This is a genomic window from Mycoplasmopsis cynos (assembly GCF_900660545.1).
In the GTDB taxonomy this organism is placed as follows: domain Bacteria; phylum Bacillota_I; class Bacilli_A; order Mycoplasmatales; family Metamycoplasmataceae; genus Mycoplasmopsis; species Mycoplasmopsis cynos.
The window spans coordinates 552,768-570,957 of record NZ_LR214986.1 but is presented as its reverse complement, the minus strand read 5'-3'; the positions used below and the strand labels follow the sequence as shown (position 1 = coordinate 570,957).

The following is an 18,190-nucleotide window of genomic DNA, read 5'->3' as shown; positions in this document are numbered from 1 at the left end:
TAGATAAAAATGTCTATTAATCAAATAAAAATATATAATTATAGTATATGAATAAAATTATTTTTAAAAATAATATATAGAGAGGGAAGATGGTACTTAAATTTATAAAACCAGGTAAGGTTATGCTTTCAAAAGACGAGATGATCCAATTTTTAGACATAGATGGAAGTTTAACTAATGAAGGGATTAAAAATGAACCAAAATTAAGTAAAGATGAGTTAATTAAAGCTTATAAATTTATGGTTCTTTCACGAAGACAAGATGAATATATGATGCAACTTCAACGTCAAGGAAGAATGTTGACATTTGCTCCTAATTTTGGTGAAGAAGCTTTACAAGTAGCTTCAGCTATGGCACTTCAAAGAGATGATTGATTTGTTCCTGCATTTAGATCTAATGCTGCTATGCTTTACATGGGGATGCCTATTAAAAATCAAATGTTATATTGGAATGGTAATGAAAGAGGGAATATAACACCAAAAGGAATTAATTTATTGCCTATTAATATCCCGATTGCAACTCAATGTTCCCATGCAGCTGGAATTGCTTATGCGGCTAAATTGTTAGGAAAAAAGGTTGTTTCAATGTCATTTATTGGTAATGGCGGAACCGCTGAAGGGGAGTTTTATGAAGCGATAAATACTTCTGCAATTTGAAAATGACCATCAGTTTTTTGTGTCAATAATAATCAATGATCAATTTCAACACCAGAACATTTAGAAACTGGTTCAGAAACAATTGCAGCAAAAGCAATAGCCGTTGGCATTCCAGGCGTTAGGGTCGATGGGAATGATTTATTAGCTTCATATGCAGTCGTAAAAGAAGCAGTGGAATTTGCAAGAGAAGGTAATGGACCAGTTATTGTTGAATTTATTACATGAAGACAAGGACCTCATACTACTAGCGATAATCCAAGAGTTTATAGAACTATTGAATTAGAAAAAGAAAAGGAAAAATGAGAACCAATGCATCGTATTGAAAAATATCTAATTGATAAAAAATACTTATCTATTGATGAAAAAGAAAAGATTTGAGAAGACTCTTTAACCCAAGTTAAAGAAGCTTATCAAGAATCATTAAAAGAACTAGATGTAGATATTAATGAGATTTTTGATTATACATACGCAACATTAACTCCTGAATTAATAGAACAAAAACAAGAAGCAATTGCATATTATTCAACAAGGGAGACTAAATAATGGATAAAAAAGTAATTGAGTTAAATAATATTGGTGCTGTTACAAATGCAATTGATTTAATGATGGAAAAAGATTCAACAGTAGTTTTGTGAGGACAAGATGCAGGGTTTGAAGGTGGTGTTTTTAGGGCTACAGAAGGATTACAAAAGAAATATGGTGTTCAAAGAGTGTGAGATACTCCAATCGCTGAAGCATCAATGTGTGGTATTGGAGTAGGTGCGGCTATTTTCGGAATTAAACCAATCGTCGAAATTCAATTCCAAGGATTTTCGTATCCATCATTTCAACAATTAATGACTCATGCTGCAAGATATAGAAATCGTTCTCGAGGTCGTTTTACTGTTCCGATGGTGCTAAGAATGCCGATGGGCGGCGGAGTTAGAGCGCTTGAGCACCATTCCGAAGCCATTGAAGCAATGTTTGCCCATATACCAGGAATTAAAGTGGTTATGCCTTCTACGCCATACGATACAAAAGGGTTAATGATTGCAGCTATAAATGATCCGGATCCAGCTGTGTTTTTAGAACCTAAAAAAATTTATCGTTCATTTAAACAACAAATTCCAGCAGAAATATATGAAGTTCCAATTGGTAAGGCTAATATTTTGGTAGAAGGAAATGATTTAACACTAGTTACTTACGGTGCACAGGTTCATGAATGTATTGAAGCATTGAAAAAACTTGTTGCTGCTAATTCGAACATTAGTGTTGAATTAATTGATCTTAGAACAATTAAACCTTTGGATATTGAAACAATTATTAATTCAGTAAGGAAAACTGGAAGATTACTTGTTGTTCATGAGGCCGTAAAATCATTTTCAGTTTCTGCTGAAATTATTGCACGAGTAAATGAAAAAGCTTTTGAATACCTTAAAGCACCTTTATCAAGATTAACTGGTTATGATATTACAGTTCCATTAGCTAGAGGTGAAAAATATCATGCTATTGATAGCGATAAGATTATTACAAAAATAAAAAAAATAGTGGAATTTAAATTTTAATAAGAAAGGTAAATATGCAAAAAATACTATCAACTCCATTAGCAAGAGCACTTGCTGCAAAGTTAGGAATTAATATTGAACAAGTAACAGGTACAGGACCGCAAGGCAGAATCTTAAAAGCTGATATTTTAGCTTTTACTGAACATAAGCCTAATGAACCTATGAAAGTTTTAAATTTAAATTCACAACCTCGGATTCAAACCGCTATGAATGCGACACCCTTAAATCCAATAGTATTAGACGGAAAAAGAGTTAAAGTTACTTCTATTAGAAAAACAATCGCAAAGGCAATGATAAATTCTAAAAATAATGTTGCTTATTTTAGTCTAGTAAATGAAATAGATGTATCACACTTATGAGATCTTAGGAAATCAATTGTTGAAGATGTTTTAAAAACAACTGGTGTAAAGCTAACGTTTTTACCATATATTGCAAAAGCAATAATAGTAGCATTAAAGGAGTTTCCTATTCTAGCAGCTAAATATGATGAATTAACAAGTGAAATTGTGTACCCTACTACAATTAATTTAGGTATTGCTGCTGATACTATTGCTGGTTTAATGGTTCCAGTTATTAAAGATTCTCAAAACCTTACCATTATTGATTTAGCAAAAGAAATTTCTCGTTTAGCACTCGCTGCAAGAGAAAAAACAATTAAATCAAATGAAATGTCCGGAGGATCTTTTACTATTACTAATTACGGATCAATTGGCGCATTATTTGGAACACCGGTTATTAATTATCCAGAATTAGCAATTGCAGGTGTAGGAGCAATTATTGACAAACCAATTGTTAAAAATGGTCAAATAGTACCAGGAAAAGTTATGAATCTCACTGTTTCTGCTGATCATAGATGAATTGATGGAGCAACTGTCGGAAGATTCCTTTTAAGAATTAAGGAATTATTAGAAAAGCCAGAGATTTTAGGAGTACTTTAATATGTATAGATTTAAATTTGCAGATATCGGAGAGGGATTGCACGAGGGTGTTGTTGTTGAAATTTATAAGAAAGAAGGTGATGTAGTTAATGAAGGGGATTCTTTATTTTCAGTGGAAACAGATAAGGTTACTTCTGATATTTCTTCGCCAGTAAGCGGAAAAGTTATAAAGGTTTTAATGACCGTTGGTGATACTATTCATGTGGGTCAAGAAATTTTCTTAATTGATGATGGTGATACAGCTAATGCTACATCAATAACATCAGAGTCATTAAAAGTTGCAAAGACAAAACAAGAACAAAGTGCTAGTGGTGCATCAGTTGTTGGTGAAGTTAAGGTTTCAAATCAATTGTTTGATCTTTCTGAATTGACAAAAGCTACAAAAATAGTTGAGCAAACCTCAGTATTACAAAATTCTATTGAATCAATTGAGCATAAAAAAGATATTGGAAAAGTTTATAATGGAAAAATTGAAGAAGAATTTGATGTTATTGTTATCGGTTCAGGACCTGGTGGATATGTAGCTGCTGAAGAAGCTGGTAGTGCTGGTCTTAAAACTTTAATTATTGAAAGAGAATTCTGAGGTGGTGTTTGTTTAAATGTTGGATGCATCCCTACAAAAGCATTATTAAAATCAGTTGAAGTATTGCATTTAGTTAATCGTGCAAATGAATATGGAATTGATCAAAAACTCAATGTAAAAATTAATTGGGATAAAATGCACGAAAGAAAAAGGAATGTGGTTAAACAATTAACTAGTGGGATTCAAACTTTAATGAGAATGAATAAAGTGAAAACAATTTTCGGTGAAGCTAAATTTGTCGGATCTCATGAAATTGAAGTTGATTCAAAAGTTTACTATGCTAAAAATATCATTATCGCAACCGGTTCAACTGCTAGAAAACTTTCACTTCCAGGTTTTAAAGAGGGTTATAAGTCAGGTAAATTAATTACCTCAAAAACCGCTATCAATTTAGAAAAGCAACCTAAATCGATTACGATTATCGGTGGTGGCGTTATTGGTTGTGAATTTGCACAAGTTTTTGCAACAGCAGGAACTAAAGTTACAATTTTACAAAACACTGGTGAAATTTTACCGATGTTAGATAAGGATATTATTAAGCAGGTTACTAATGATCTTAAAGAAATAGGCGTGAAGATTATTGTTAATGCTACTACAACTAAATTTGAAAACAACAAGATTTTTTATGAGGTGAATAAAAAAGAATCATCAATAGAATCAGAGTTAGTACTTGTTTCGGTCGGCAGAGTTCCAGAGTCATTAGGCCTTGAAGAAGTCGGCATTAAATTAGGTAAATATAATGAATTACTTATTGATGAACATTGTAGAACAAATATTGATGGTGTTTATGGAATTGGTGATGTCGTAGGTCAAGCTATGTTAGCTCATGTTGCTTATAGACATGCTTGTGTCGCAGTTTCGAATATTTTGAACAAGCCAGTTAGATATTCAAATAAAACTGTTCCAGCATGTATTTATACGCATCCTGAGATTGCTGTAGTTGGTTTAACAGAAGAACAAGCTAAGGCGCAAGGTAAAGATGTAATTGTTGCAAAACATCAATTTACTTTTGTGGGTAAATCACTTGCAGCTCATGAGCCAAAAGGATTTGCTAAATTTGTTGTTGATAAGGAATTTGGCGAAATTATTGGATGTCATATTATTGGTCCATCCGCAACTGATTTAATTTCAGAAGTTGTTTTAGCAATGGATTTAGAAAGTACTATTTATGATATAGCAGCAGCTATTCATCCTCATCCTACTTTTAGTGAAATTTTATGAGAAGCAGCTAGAAGCGCTGTTCGACAATTGCAAAAACTTAAAAAATAAAATTAAAAATCTCTGTTTCTACAGAGATTTTTAATTTCTGAATTAATTAGTTTTAGCTTTTTTGTGATTATCAATCATTTCTGAAATTTCTTTTAATAATCAATTAGCATCATGTTTATGATTTTTTGATAACATTGTTTTAAATTTATCAGTATATTTTGAGTCATCTTTTAATTTTAAATCTTTAATTTTTTTGATGTATTTTGGTCTTATTGTTTCATAGATATTTCAAATTAATAAACTTTCTGTGAAATTACCAGTTGTGGCACTATCTGTTTGAGCAAATCTTTTCTTTAATCCATTAGTATCAATGAAACTTCCAATTTTATTAAATACTTCGTTATATTTTTTGATTTTTTCACTTCAATCTTTTGGTAATACTTCTGAAATGCTTTTTACATCAGCTTTATCATTTAATTTTTCCTTAAATTTATCCTTAGCTGATTTTTCCGCATTAGGTTTTAGTTGAACATTAGGATACTCTAACTTATCAATATTTGACTTAACTTCATCAAGCTTTGTTTTGATTTCATCAAGTTCTTTATCGAAATTACTTAAATCTTCAATAGTTTTAAAACCTGAAGCTTTAGCTTTTAAAGTAGCTTTTGCTTTTGCATTTTTATCCGGATAGCCTAAAACTTCTATTTTCATATTTGTTTCTTGCAATTTTTGTTCAAGTGTTACTAGAGGGGGTTGATCTTTACCTGGTTTTTCTGGTTCTTTTTTCATTCCTTCATCTGGTTCATCTTTTTTATCATTTTCATTAGTCTTTCCTGGGTTTTCGCTTGATGAACCGTCACCTTGTTCAGGTGTTTTTTCTGGTTTATTTGGAGTAGAATCTTCAGGTTTTTCTGGTGTTTTAGGTGCTTCTGGAGTAGGGTTTCCAGGTGTATTTTCTCCATCTTTTGATTTTGATGAATTTCCTTGATTATTGTTTTGATCTATTGCTTCTGTGCTAGAATCACTTGCTTTAGGTTTTTTATTAGCACAAGCTACCACACTAGCACCAATTAATGTTGAAATTGATAATAATCCAAGACCACTAAAAATTTTCTTGTATTTACTCATTATTCTCCTTAATACTTAAAATGTTAAAAATACTTAATAATAGATTTAATAATTAGTTTTGTATTTTGTATGTAGTACGAGAAAATTTTAGTAGTCAATCATTATAAAAACTTATCAATTTACTTTGCAAAATGAACAAGTTCCTTTTTTTTTTTTTTTTTTAGCAAAATGTAATATAATATCAAATTTAACTTATTTGACTATATTTAAATATTAAAAGTTATTATTAGACTTTATATTTTTATTAATTTATTTTATTATGATATATTAGAGATTTAAGAAAATAACATATTTAAATAAAAAAAGTTATATCTAGTTAAAAAAATAAAAATATTTGGACAAAATCCAAATATTTTTTTCACTTTAAGTTTATGTAATTTTATAAATATTATTGTGAAGTAGAAAGAGAAATTTACGCATTTAAATTTGCTTTTTTTGCTTTTTCAATTAACTCAGACATTTTGCTTACCCTTTTTTCTAGTTGATCAATGTTTATACCTGGGTTCATTTTCATTGATTCAGGGATTTCCTTAACATCATCTTCATTTTCTAAAAATTCTTTTTGTTTTTTAACTTCTTTAACTATTTCTTTGATTTTTATAACATATGCTTTTTGTCTAATTGTTTCATATATTTGTCAAATTAATTCACCTTCTGTAAGTTTTGGTTCGTGATCATCACCATACAATCTTGCTAAACGTTCATTTAATCCATTTTTATTTTTTTCAGGAAAGTTTTCAATTAAACTAAACCCCTTCATTAAAATTTGATTATATTTTTTAATCTTATTTTCTAGATCATTTGGAACAACTTTATTTATATCTTCAACAGATATTAAAGTATTTAACTTTGATTCTAAATAATCCTTGGCTAGTTGTTGATCTGTTTCTCTCGATTTTGGATATGGTAGATCTTTTATTTTTTTAGAAATTTTAAGTAAAGCTTCTTTAATTTGAATAAGTTTTTGATTTAGGTCACCTAATTCCTCAATTTTTTTATTTTCTTTTTCACTTTTATTTTTAATTTCATCAACTTTTGATTTTAATGTTTGCTTAGCTTTAGCATCTTGTTTTGGATAAGGAAGTTTTTCTATGTTTTCCAATAATTCCATTGATTTTGCTTCAACAGTAACTTTTGGTTCTGGTTTTGGTTGCGGTGTCGGATTTGGTTTATTTTCTTGTTTTGAATCATCCTTACCTCCTTCGCCTTTATTTTCTTCTTGTTTATTACTGTTTGAACCATTGCCTTGGCCAGTATTATCATTTTGTTCAGGGCTTTCTTTAGACATTTCTGGATTTTTGGGTGTTTCTATTTTTGGTTCTTCAGAGGTTTCAGGATTTGTTTTAGGTGCTTCTGGAGTAGGGTTTCCAGGTGTATTTTCACCATCTTTTGGTTTTGATGAATTTCCTTGATTATTGTTTTGATCTATTGCTTTTGTGCTAGAATCACTTGCTTTAGGTTTTTTATTAGCACAAGCTACCACACAAGCACCAATTAATGTTGAAATTGATAATAATCCAAGACCACTAAAAATTTTCTTGTATTTACTCATTATTCTCCTTAATACTTAAAATGTTAAAAATACTTAATAATAGATTTAATAATTAGTTTTGTATTTTGTATGTAGTACGAGAAAATTTTAGTAGTCAATCATTATAAAAATTTATCAATTTATTTTGCAAAATGAACAAGTTCCTTTTTTTTTTTTTTTTTTTGCAAAATATAATAAAATGTGTTTTTTTCTTTATAACTATATTTAAGACTTAAAATATTTAATGATACTTTAAATTTTTGTATTTTTGAATATCTAAAATATATAGAAAATTTACTTTATTACATATATTAATGTTAAATGCATATGTATAAAGGAAAAATCCCCGCATTTATAAGCAGAGATTTTAAATTATTATTAATTAGTTAATTGATAATGTTTGTGTTGTTTAAACTTCCTTCTTTGCATTCTCATATTCAGTTTTTAATTTAGTAAGATTTTCAACTAATCATTTCATATCTTTATTGTGGACAAATCTGTTACTTAAGTTATTATTATGATTCGAAGCTTTTCCATCCGGCAATACAACAACTTTATTATTTAAATATTCTTTTTTCTTTTCCTCTGTTAATTTGCTTAATGCAAATATTTTTGATTTATATGCGTGTTGTCTAATTGTTTCGTATATATTTCAAATTAAAACAGCTTCTGAATGGTCTAATATATATTCATCAGTTTTACCATTAATATCTTCATTATAAAATTGAATTAAACGCTTATTTAATCCGAATTGATTTGTAAATTCACCTCAAAAATCATCATTAATAAGTTTCTTATATTCATTGAATTTATTTTTGAACTCAGTTGGAATAGTGAATTTAGATACTTTTTCAGCAGAATCTAATACACTTAATTTTGATCTAAAGAAACTTTTAACTGAGGCATTACTTTCTGATGGTCTTACATTTATTTTAAAATTATCAAGATTATATAATGAATCAATTTCAGAATTTTTCATTTTTAATGCTTCATCTAAATCTTTAATCTTTTTATATTCTGCTGCATAATTAGATTCAGAACTTAGCATGTTTATTTTTTCTTTTAGCTTCTTTTTTGTAGCAGTTGATTCATCAGATTTTTGATATGCTAATATATCGATAGAATTATTTAATTCTTTTTTAACCGTTGGAAGGATTTCGTTTTTAATAGCTTTTAATTCTTGATATTTAGTAGCAACTGTTAATTTTGATTTTTGAGTTTTTAAGTTAGATTTGTCTTTAATAGCTTCGAAGTCAGAGTTTACTTCATTCTTAAATTTATTTAATTCATTGGTTGCGGTAGTTTTTGCATCATTTAATTCTTCTTTTGTTGCACTATCTTTATCTACTTTTGCTTTTAATTCATCATATTTTGAATGACCTTTTATTTTTTCAACAGCATCAATTGCTTCTTTTTTGAGTTTTGTTAAATCTTCAGTACCCATTCCTTCACCTGGTTTATCTTTTTTATCAGTTTCATTAGTATTTCCTGAGTTTTCATTTGATGAACCGTCACCCTGTTCAGGTGCTTTTTCTGGTGTTTCTGGAGCTGAATCTTCAGGTTTTCCTGGTGTTTTAGGTGCTTCTGGAGCTGGATTTCCAGGTGTATTTTCTCCTTCTTTTGGTTTTGATGAATTTCCTTGATCATTTTGTTCAGGTTTTTCTTGTTCTGGTGTTGTTGAATTTCCTTGATTGTTGTTTTGATCTATTGCTTCTGCGCTAGAATCACTTGCTTTAGGTTTTTTATTAGCACAAGCTACCACACTAGCACCAACTAATGTTGAAATTGATAATAATCCAAGACCACTAAAAATTTTCTTGTATTTACTCATTATTCTCCTTAATACTTAAAATGTTAAAAATACTTAATAATAGATTTAATAATTAGTTTTGTATGTAGTACGAGAAAATTTTAGTGGTCAATCCATTATAAAACTTATCAATTTACTTTGCAAAATGAACAAGTTCCTTTTTTTTTTTTTTTTTAGCAAAATGTAATATAATGTCAAATATAACTTATTTGACTATATTTAAGCTAAAAAGAATTGTTTTATTTTTTAAAAAAATGAATTCTTCATCTTTAAATTTCTTAATTCTTAGTAATGATTTTTCAATAATTAAAAGAGAACGATTAAACGTTCCCTATAAAGTTAATTTATTTTAATTTTGAATTTTTATTTTATTATCTTCATCTTGTGCTTTTTTTGCTTCTAACTTTAATTTTTTAATATTTTCTAATAATCATTTCACATCTTTTTGGTGATTTGTTTTTTGATTATCCATTAATTTTTGAACACCATTTTTGTATTGGGTTTTTTTATCCATTGGTAATTTTTTTAATTCATTAATCTTTTTTTCAAAAGGACCACGTCTTACTGTTTCATAAATTTGTCAAATTAATTCTGCTTCAGTATATTTTCCGTTTGGTTCATTATCAGTTTGTCTAAATCTAGCTTTTAATTTATCAATATTGTTAAGAAAACCGTTCAGCTCAGCAAAAACATTATTATATTCTTGAATTTTTTCTTTTCATCCATTTGGAACCACCATAGAAATTTCATCAACAGTTGTCAATGTATTGAGTTTTTCCTTGAATTTATCTTTTGCGTTAACTTCATCGCCTTTTTTTAATGAAGGTTTATCTGGATAAGGTAAATCATCAATTTCCTTAATAACATTTGCGAGTTTTGTTTTAATTTGTTCAAGAGTATTTTTTAATTTGTCTAATTTCTTAAGTTTATCATCATTCTTTGTGCTATTTTCATTTTTTATTGATGTAACTTTATCTTTTAACAATTTCTTTGCTGGAGCATTTTTATTAGGATATTCTATATCATCAATGAATTTATTTAATAGTTCTACTTTTTCATCAACAGTCATTGTTTTAGGAGGAGTTTGTGGTGTTTCAGGTGAAACGTTTTTACCTTCATTTTCTTCACTTTTTTCTGGTTCTTTTTTTATTTCTGATTCTGGTGAATTTGATTGACCATCTTTTTTGCTTGAATCAGATTTACCATTTTTACCTTGGTCTTGTCCTTCTGCTCCAGGAGTAGACATTTCTGGATTTTTGGGTGTTTCTGTTTTTGGTTCTTCAGAGGTTTCAGGATTTGTTTTAGGCGCTTCTGGAGCAGGAGTCCCTTCTTTTGGAGTCTCAGGTTTTCCTTGTTCTGGTGTAGTTGAATTTCCTTGATTGTTGTTTTGATCTATTTCTTCTGTACTAGAATCACTTGCTTTAGGTTTTTTATTAGCACAAGCAACCACACTAGCACCAACTAAAGTTGAAATTGATAATAATCCAAGACCACTAAATATTTTCTTGTATTTATTCATTATTCTCCTTAATACTTAAAATGTTAAAAATACTTAATATAGGTTTAATAATTAGTTGTGTATGTAGTACGAGAAAATTTTAATGGTCAATCATTATAAAAACTTATCAATTTACTTTGCAAAATGAACAAGTTCTTTTTTTTTTTTTTTTTTAGCAAAATGTAGTATAATATTGAATTTAACTTTTGAGTCTATGCTTATGTAATATTAGGCATTTAATATTTTTTACTTATATATGCTTTCTGATTTATTTTAATATTAATTAGTATCTACTTTTTCAGTTTTTAAATAAAGTGATATAGTTAAAAAATATTTAAGTTATTTTTTAATCATTATTATTAAATTGTTTTATTTTTTGTAACAATATTTTTGTTTTTTTATTTATTAAATAATAAAAATTTAATATAATATTAAAGCGTTTTTACATAGGCACTATAGCCAAATGGCCAAGGCATGGGTCTGCAAAACCTTGAGTGCGGGTTCGAATCCCGTTAGTGCCTCCAAATAATTTATGCGCCCGTAGCTCAATTGGACAGAGTGTTAGGTTACGGCCCTAAAGGTTGCGGGTTCGACTCCTGCCGGGCGCGCCAATGCATTGGCTTGACTTATGTCAAGCTTTTTATTTTTTAAAATTTTTCGTATAATAAGTATAAATTGGAGGGGTATGGAAAAAATTAAAATTGGATTTACAAATGAAAGTTTTTTCACTGGCCAGACATTTTATCAAATTAAAAAATATAATGGCTTTAACCACAAAATAGATTATCAAATATTAGCTAATCTTGATTTTGTTCCTAAATTGATTTCTAATACTAAAAAAGATATTGAATGAGAATGGATTGATTCAAAGGAAATCACTTTTACGCCTGAACAATTAAAAGAAATAGCACATAATTTTTTGACCTTACATAATTCTGGACTTAATTTTCCAAAATCAAACCATGCCGCAAGGGTGAAAGAATATCGTAAAATTTTAAAGAATAAAAATGTTAATATTGATGTTCTTAATAAATATTATCGTAGAATCAATACTATCTTAGCTAATAGTGAAAATAATAGACCATTACATAATGATTTATATAAGGGTAATTTATTATTAAATAAAAAAACAAATAAAATTATGTTTATAGATTGAGAGTATGCATCAATGGGTGATAAACATTTTGATTTAGCTTATTTTATATGTGGTTCATTTTTAACGAAAGAGCAAGAAAAAATATTTTTACAAGCGTATGATAGTTATTGGCATGAGTATTTAATTCAGCAGAAAATTTTAGTGTATTATTTAACTATTTTATGAATTCATTCACAGGAAACAATTCCTTTTAGCGATGAATATTGCATTAAGATGTTAGAAGAGACTATTAAAGAATATGATTATTTAAAGCAAAATAATTTATTTAGAAGATAATTTGTTGCATTTTATATGAATTTAGACATTTGTTTTTAAGTTTATAAAACATATTTTAATATAACTAAAAAAGTTGAAATTGCATTATTTTGAATGCTTATTTCAACTTTTTATAATTTTTATATAGTATATTTTATTCTAATGAATTAGAATATTAATAATAAGTGAATAATTTATACCAAAATATTTGATTAACTATCTTGATGTTGAAGATTGTGTTTTTGATGCTTCTTTTTTTGCATTTTCAAGTTCGGTTTTTAATTTGGCAAGATTATCTATTAATCATTGTAAATTTTTATTATGTGTAAATCTCTTGTCTTTAACTTTTTTGCTTGCATTAGTTTTCCCATCTTCTAGTATTTTAACTTTTTTAGTTAGATAATCATTTTTATTTGTTAAGTTTGATATTTTATTTATTTCAACATTATAAAAATGTTGTCTAATAGTTTCGTAAATATGAAAAATTAGTGTTGCTTCTGAATGAGAATCTTTATATTCATCAGTTTTGTCTTTATCATCTTCACCATAGAAGTTAAGTAAGCGACCATTTAAACCTTTTCTTTTTGAATCATCGTAATTACCGCCATGAAATTCATTGTTGTTAATAAGCTCTTTATATTTGATAAATTTTGTTTTATATTCATTAGTTATGACATTTGATACAATTTCAGCAGATTCTAATGTGTTTAATTTTGCTTTAAAGTAATTTTGCGCTCTCTTTTCATAAGATTCTTTATGCTTAATATTTTTTTTAGGATCTAATGTCTCTGGTTTTGCACTTTCTTTTAAGTCACTAAAATTAAATAACTCATCAATTTTTTTGATTTCTTCTTTTAGTGCAACATTTAAATCATCAATTTTTTTATTTTCAGTTGGATATGTTTCAACTGTTAAATTTTTAATATTTTGTTTTAATTTTTCTTTTGTTGGCTTAGAAAGTTCTGCATCAGGATATTGCAATGAATCAATTTTTGCAGCTAATTCAACCTTAGCTAACGGCAATATTTTGTTGTAAACTAATTTTAGTGATGCATAATCTTGTGATGATTCTAATTCAGTTTTTAACTCATTTTTCTTATCATCTTTTAAGATTTCAATAGATTTCTTAATTTCTTCTTTAAATTTATTTAGTTCATTGGTTACAGTAGTTTTTGCATCATTTAATTCTTCTTTTGTTGCACCATCTTTATTTACTTTTGCTTTTAATTCATCATATTTTGAATGACCTTTTATTTTTTCAACAGCATCATTTGCCTCTTTTTTGAGTGCTGTTAAATCCTCAGTACCCATTCCTTCACCATTTTGTCCTTTTTCATCTGGTGTTTGTTGAGGAGTAGATTGTGTAGTTGAAATTTCATCCTTTATGGCTTTTAATTCTTTATATGTACCTGCTGCTTCTAGTTTTGTTTTTAGTTCAGTTTTTTTGGTTTCTTCTTTTATTGAATCAATAGCTGTTTGAACTATGTTTTTATAATTATTTAATTCCTCGATTGCAGATGTTTTAGCTGAATTTAATTCATCAATAGTTGCATTTTCTTTATCAATAATCGCTTTTAATTCAGCATACTTTTCGTGCCCTTGAAGCTTTTCAACTTCTACTGAAGCTTCATTTTTAATAGTTGCTAGGTCTTTTGAATCACTAGTTCCTGGGGCTGGAGTTTCTTCTTTTTCTACTTTTGTTTTAGCACAAGCAACCACACCAGCACCAATTAATGTTGAAATTGATAATATGCCAAGACCACTAAAAATTTTCTTGTATTTATTCATTATTCTCCTTAATACTTAAAAATTGTTAAAAATACTTAATATAGATTTAATAATTAGTTGTTTATGTAGTACGAAAAAATTTTAGTGGTCAATCATTATAAAACTTATCAATTTATCATCGCAAAACGAACAAGTTCCTTTTTTTTTTTTTTTTTTTAGCAAAGTGTAGTAAAATGTAAAAAATTATTTTTAGGTCTATAATTTACATTTATAAGTATTTTGAAAAAAAGCTATATAAGAAAATGAATATAACTCATTTAAAACTAAGAGTATTTTCAATTTCATAAAATAAAGTATTGTTTTTCAAATTTAGAAAATATATACTTTTTTAAATTTTTAAATTTGTGCTTATTTATATTAAATTTCTATTACTTGGTTTACGAATTAGTATGGATAAAATATTCTGCACCATTATATTTTTTAAATTTAGACATTTGTTTTTTAATTTTATAAAACATTTTTAATGCATTTTTAAAATAACTAAAAGTTGAAATTGCACTATTTTAATGCATATTTCAACTCTTTTAATTTTTTATTATATATTATGATAATAAATAAAATAAATGTGTTAAACAGGGAAAAATATTTGGACTTTTTAGGTCCTCTAAAATTATTTTTTGTCTATAGACAAAAAACTCTTTTATGAGGCCTTTTTAATACACTTTTTTACTCTTATTCTCTCATAATTATATCAATCTATAAATTCATTTATTTTATTAGAAGATTCTTTGAAAGTAAGATTTTTACAAGTTTGATAAAAATTTGGAAGCATTTTTGATTTAAGAATTGAAGAAAAATTCTATTTCTCTATTATCAAGACTATTGCGAATTCTAGACATTGAAATTTTTCTTTTCATTTTTTTAATTTTATCAACATACTTAGATGATGAATGAGCAGGACCACGATCAGAATGTAGAATAAAATTATTTTTAAATTTAGTTTTTAAAATATTTTTTATAACCAATTCTGTGTCATTATTAAGCGATAATTTATATGTAACAAACTTGGTTTATGTTCAATAATTACCGATAAATATATGTGGTTTTGATTGATATTTTTGGTGCTGGAATGTATGTAACATCAATTGCGTATATTGCATTATTTAAGGAAATATAATCTCTTTTAATTAAATCTTCAAATTTAACATTAGTGTTCTTTTTTTCTTCTTCTTTTGTCCAACAAAAGTAACTAAATGAAGTTTTTTCATATAGTTTTTTAATGTTCTTGGGTTAATTTTTATATTATGCATTTTAAAAATATAATATGCTAATCTTCTTTTGTGCCTTTCATTATTATTGAAAAAATTTTTTATAATAATTTCTTCATACTTTATTTTTTTCTTTAACAATGAATTTATTCTTTTTCTTTTCATAAAAAGTTGATTTTGCAATACCTAATACTTTAGCTTTTTGGACAGAAGTAAATTTTTTAATTTCATCAATATTGTAAATATCAGGTTTAATATCATTTTCCTTTATTATTCTGTAATAATACTTTATAAGAGATAATTCTTCATCATCATTAAGAGATTTTATTCAAGAAAAATTAGGCTTTATTTTCTTTTTTCTTCCTGAACCTTTACTTTTTTAGACGATTTACCAGTTTTTGATTGTATATCGATATCTAAATTATATATTCTTCTCTTTGATAACATATTAATCATTGGATTTTAATCCAATATTTATTACGTATTTTATATGAAATTTGTTCGAATTCACTTTTATTTATTTCGCGTGTTTTTTTATGCATCATAAGCATTAAAAATTTTAATTCACTCTTCTGTTTTTATATGTCTCATATCACCTCTCATTTCTTATTGAAAAAATATTCGGATTTTGTCCGAATATTTTTTCCTATTTTATGTTTTTTATTTAATTAACTATCTTGAAGCTGAAGTTTGTGATTTTGTTGCTTCTTTCTCTGCTTTCTTATATTCTTCTTTTAATTTATCAAGTTTTTCAACTAATCATTTCATATCTTTACCATGTGTATATCTTTTATCATTTTTTGTTTTATTTTTATTAGTTTTTCCATCTGGTAATATTTCAACTTTGTCCTTATATTCTTTTTTCTTTTCAAGAGTTAAGTTAAGCTTATCAATTTTAGCGTTGTAAGCACGTTGTCTTATAGTTTCATAAATATGAAAAATTAATGTGGCTTCTGAATATTTATCTTTAAAGTCATCATCTTTGTTTTCATCATTTTCGCCTTTAAAAATAAGTCAACGACCATTTAAACCATATTGATTATCATAAATGCCTCAAAAAGGGTCATTTATTAATTCTTTATATTTATTAAATTTTGTTTTAAATTCTTCTGGTATTGTAAATGCGGATATTTTTTCGGCGGTATCTAATGTGCTTAATTTTGATTTAAAGAAATTTTTTACAGAGTCATCGCTTTCTTTTGGTCTTACTCGTTCGTTAAATTCATTTAGATTATATAATGAATCAATTTCAGAATTTTTCATTTTTAATGCTTCACGTAAATTGATAATGTTCTTATATTCAAGTGCATAATTAGAATTAGAATCTAGTTTGTTAATTTTTTCTTTTAATTTGTCTTTTGTAGCTGTTGATTCTTTTGACATTTTATATTCTAATTCATTCACAATTGTATTTAATTCTTTTTTAACTATCGGCAAAATTTCCGCATTAATATTTTTTAATTCTTGATATTTATTGATAGATTCTAATTTTGATTTTTGAGACTCGATAGAAGTTTTATCTTTAATTGCTTCAAAGTTGGCTTCAACTTCTTTCTTATACTTGTTTAAAATTTCGGTTGCAGATGTTTTAGCTAAATTTAATTCTTCTTTTGTTGCACCATCTTTATCAACTTTTGCTTTTAATTCATTATATTTTTCATGACCTTTTATTTTTTCAACAGCATCATTTGCCTCTTTTTTGAGTGCTGTTAAATCCTCAGTATCCATTCCTTCACCATTTTGTCCTTTTTCACCTGGTGTTTGTTGAGGAGTAGATTGTGTAGTTGAAATTTCATCCTTTATGGCTTTTAATTCTTTGTATGTACCTGCTGCTTCTAGTTTTGTTTTTAGTTCAGTTTTTCTGGTTTCTTCTTTTATTGAATCAATAGCTGTTTGAACTATGTTTTTATAATTATTTAATTCCTCGATTGCAGATGTTTTAGCTGAATTTAATTCATCAATAGTCGCACCATCTTTATCTACTTTTTCTTTTAATTCAGTATATTTTTCATGCCCTTGAAGTTTTTCAACTTCTGCTAAAGCTTCTTGTTTAGCTGTTGCTAAGTTTTCTATAATAGAACCACTAGCTTCAGGCTTTTTATTAGCGCAAGCTACCACACTAGCACCAACTAAAGTTGAAATTGATAATAATCCAAGACCACTAAAAATTTTCTTGTATTTATTCATTATTCTCCTTAATACTCAAAATGTTAAAAATACTTAATATAGATTTAATAACTAGTTATGTATGTAGTACGAGAAAATTTTAGTGATCAATCATTATAAAAACTTATCAATTTACTTTACAAAATGAGCAAGTTCCTTTTTTTTTTTTTTTTTAGCAAAATGTAATAAAATGTAAAAAATTATTTTTAGGTCTATAATTTACATTTATAAGTATTTTGAAAAAAGCTATATAAGAAAATGAATATAACTCATTTAAAACTAAGAGTATTTTTAATTTCACAAAATAAAGTATTGTTTTTCAAATTTAGAAAATTATACTTTTTTAAATTTTTAAATTTGTGCTTATTTATATTAAATTTCTATTACTTGGTTTACGAATTAGTGTGGATAAAATATTCTGCACCATTATATTTTCTAAATTTAGACATTTGTTTTTTAATTTTATAAAACATTTTTAATGCATTTTTAAAATAACTAAAAGTTGAAATTGCACTATTTTAATGCATATTTCAACTCTTTTAATTTTTTCTTATATATTATGTTAATAAATAAAATAAATGTGTTAAACAGGGAAAAATATTTGGACTTTTTAGGCCCTCTAGAATTATTTTTTGTCTATAGACAAAAAAACTCTTTTATGAGGCCTTTTTAATACACTTTTTTCACTCTTATTCTCTCATAATTATATCAATCTATAAA

General features: G+C 26.8%; 13 protein-coding genes and 2 tRNA genes. 7 read left to right on the top strand and 8 right to left on the bottom strand.

Going from position 1 to position 18,190, the window contains the following annotated elements; all coding sequences use genetic code 4:
* Positions 1 to 89 precede the first annotated feature (89 nt).
* Genes pdhA through lpdA form a run of 4 tightly spaced genes read left to right on the top strand, consistent with a single transcriptional unit; the run spans position 90 to position 4,990 of the window.
* A complete protein-coding gene (pdhA, locus tag EXC48_RS02805; protein WP_129720681.1) occupies positions 90 to 1,199 on the top strand; it encodes a pyruvate dehydrogenase (acetyl-transferring) E1 component subunit alpha in 1,110 nt (369 codons plus the stop codon).
* Positions 1,199 to 2,200 (top strand): alpha-ketoacid dehydrogenase subunit beta, encoded by a 1,002-nt coding sequence (locus EXC48_RS02800; RefSeq protein ID WP_129720680.1) that lies wholly within the window; start codon positions 1,199 to 1,201, stop codon positions 2,198 to 2,200. The genes pdhA and EXC48_RS02800 overlap by 1 nt, the downstream gene beginning before the upstream one ends.
* 14 nt (positions 2,201 to 2,214) lie before the next feature.
* Positions 2,215 to 3,138, top strand: coding sequence for a 2-oxo acid dehydrogenase subunit E2 (locus tag EXC48_RS02795; RefSeq protein ID WP_129720679.1), 924 nt, complete (start codon positions 2,215 to 2,217; stop codon positions 3,136 to 3,138).
* 1 nt (position 3,139) lies between these two features.
* A complete protein-coding gene (gene lpdA, locus EXC48_RS02790) occupies positions 3,140 to 4,990 on the top strand; it encodes a dihydrolipoyl dehydrogenase (protein WP_129720678.1) in 1,851 nt (616 codons plus the stop codon).
* Between the two features lie 42 nt (positions 4,991 to 5,032).
* Here the strand turns inward: lpdA and EXC48_RS02785 are convergent, their stop codons facing one another.
* The 4 genes from EXC48_RS02785 to EXC48_RS02770 form a co-directional block, all read right to left on the bottom strand.
* Positions 5,033 to 6,058 carry an ICP22 family protein gene (locus EXC48_RS02785; protein WP_129720677.1) on the bottom strand — a complete coding sequence of 342 codons (1,026 nt, stop codon included), beginning with the start codon at positions 6,056 to 6,058 and terminating at the stop codon, positions 5,033 to 5,035.
* A gap of 412 nt (positions 6,059 to 6,470) precedes the next feature.
* Positions 6,471 to 7,610 (bottom strand): hypothetical protein, encoded by a 1,140-nt coding sequence (locus EXC48_RS02780; protein WP_181441344.1) that lies wholly within the window; start codon positions 7,608 to 7,610, stop codon positions 6,471 to 6,473.
* A 388-nt stretch (positions 7,611 to 7,998) separates the two neighbouring features.
* A complete protein-coding gene (locus EXC48_RS04690) occupies positions 7,999 to 9,420 on the bottom strand; it encodes an ICP22 family protein (protein ID WP_197725029.1) in 1,422 nt (473 codons plus the stop codon).
* Positions 9,421 to 9,748: 328 nt separating this feature from the next.
* Positions 9,749 to 10,918 carry an ICP22 family protein gene (locus tag EXC48_RS02770; protein ID WP_129720676.1) on the bottom strand — a complete coding sequence of 390 codons (1,170 nt, stop codon included), beginning with the start codon at positions 10,916 to 10,918 and terminating at the stop codon, positions 9,749 to 9,751.
* Between the two features lie 428 nt (positions 10,919 to 11,346).
* Between EXC48_RS02770 and EXC48_RS02765 the strand changes: the two genes are divergently transcribed.
* The 3 genes from EXC48_RS02765 (at position 11,347) to EXC48_RS02755 (ending at position 12,329) form a co-directional block, all read left to right on the top strand.
* A tRNA-Cys gene (locus tag EXC48_RS02765) sits at positions 11,347 to 11,421 on the top strand.
* A 10-nt stretch (positions 11,422 to 11,431) separates the two neighbouring features.
* Positions 11,432 to 11,508, top strand: a tRNA-Arg gene (locus tag EXC48_RS02760).
* A gap of 74 nt (positions 11,509 to 11,582) precedes the next feature.
* Positions 11,583 to 12,329: a phosphotransferase gene (locus EXC48_RS02755; RefSeq protein ID WP_129720675.1), complete on the top strand. Its 747-nt coding sequence runs from the start codon at positions 11,583 to 11,585 to the stop codon at positions 12,327 to 12,329.
* Between the two features lie 195 nt (positions 12,330 to 12,524).
* Here the strand turns inward: EXC48_RS02755 and EXC48_RS04665 are convergent, their stop codons facing one another.
* The 4 genes from EXC48_RS04665 to EXC48_RS02740 all read right to left on the bottom strand — a co-directional run bounded on the left by EXC48_RS04665 (position 12,525) and on the right by EXC48_RS02740 (position 17,491).
* Positions 12,525 to 14,096: a hypothetical protein gene (locus EXC48_RS04665; protein WP_165035634.1), complete on the bottom strand. Its 1,572-nt coding sequence runs from the start codon at positions 14,094 to 14,096 to the stop codon at positions 12,525 to 12,527.
* Between the two features lie 779 nt (positions 14,097 to 14,875).
* Positions 14,876 to 15,061 (bottom strand): hypothetical protein, encoded by a 186-nt coding sequence (locus EXC48_RS04875; protein ID WP_223216314.1) that lies wholly within the window; start codon positions 15,059 to 15,061, stop codon positions 14,876 to 14,878.
* Between the two features lie 162 nt (positions 15,062 to 15,223).
* Positions 15,224 to 15,469 carry a hypothetical protein gene (locus EXC48_RS04870; RefSeq protein ID WP_223216313.1) on the bottom strand — a complete coding sequence of 82 codons (246 nt, stop codon included), beginning with the start codon at positions 15,467 to 15,469 and terminating at the stop codon, positions 15,224 to 15,226.
* Between the two features lie 507 nt (positions 15,470 to 15,976).
* Entirely contained in the window at positions 15,977 to 17,491 is a 1,515-nt protein-coding gene (locus EXC48_RS02740; RefSeq protein WP_129720674.1) for a coiled-coil domain-containing protein, read from the bottom strand.
* Between the last annotated feature and the right edge of the window lie 699 nt (positions 17,492 to 18,190).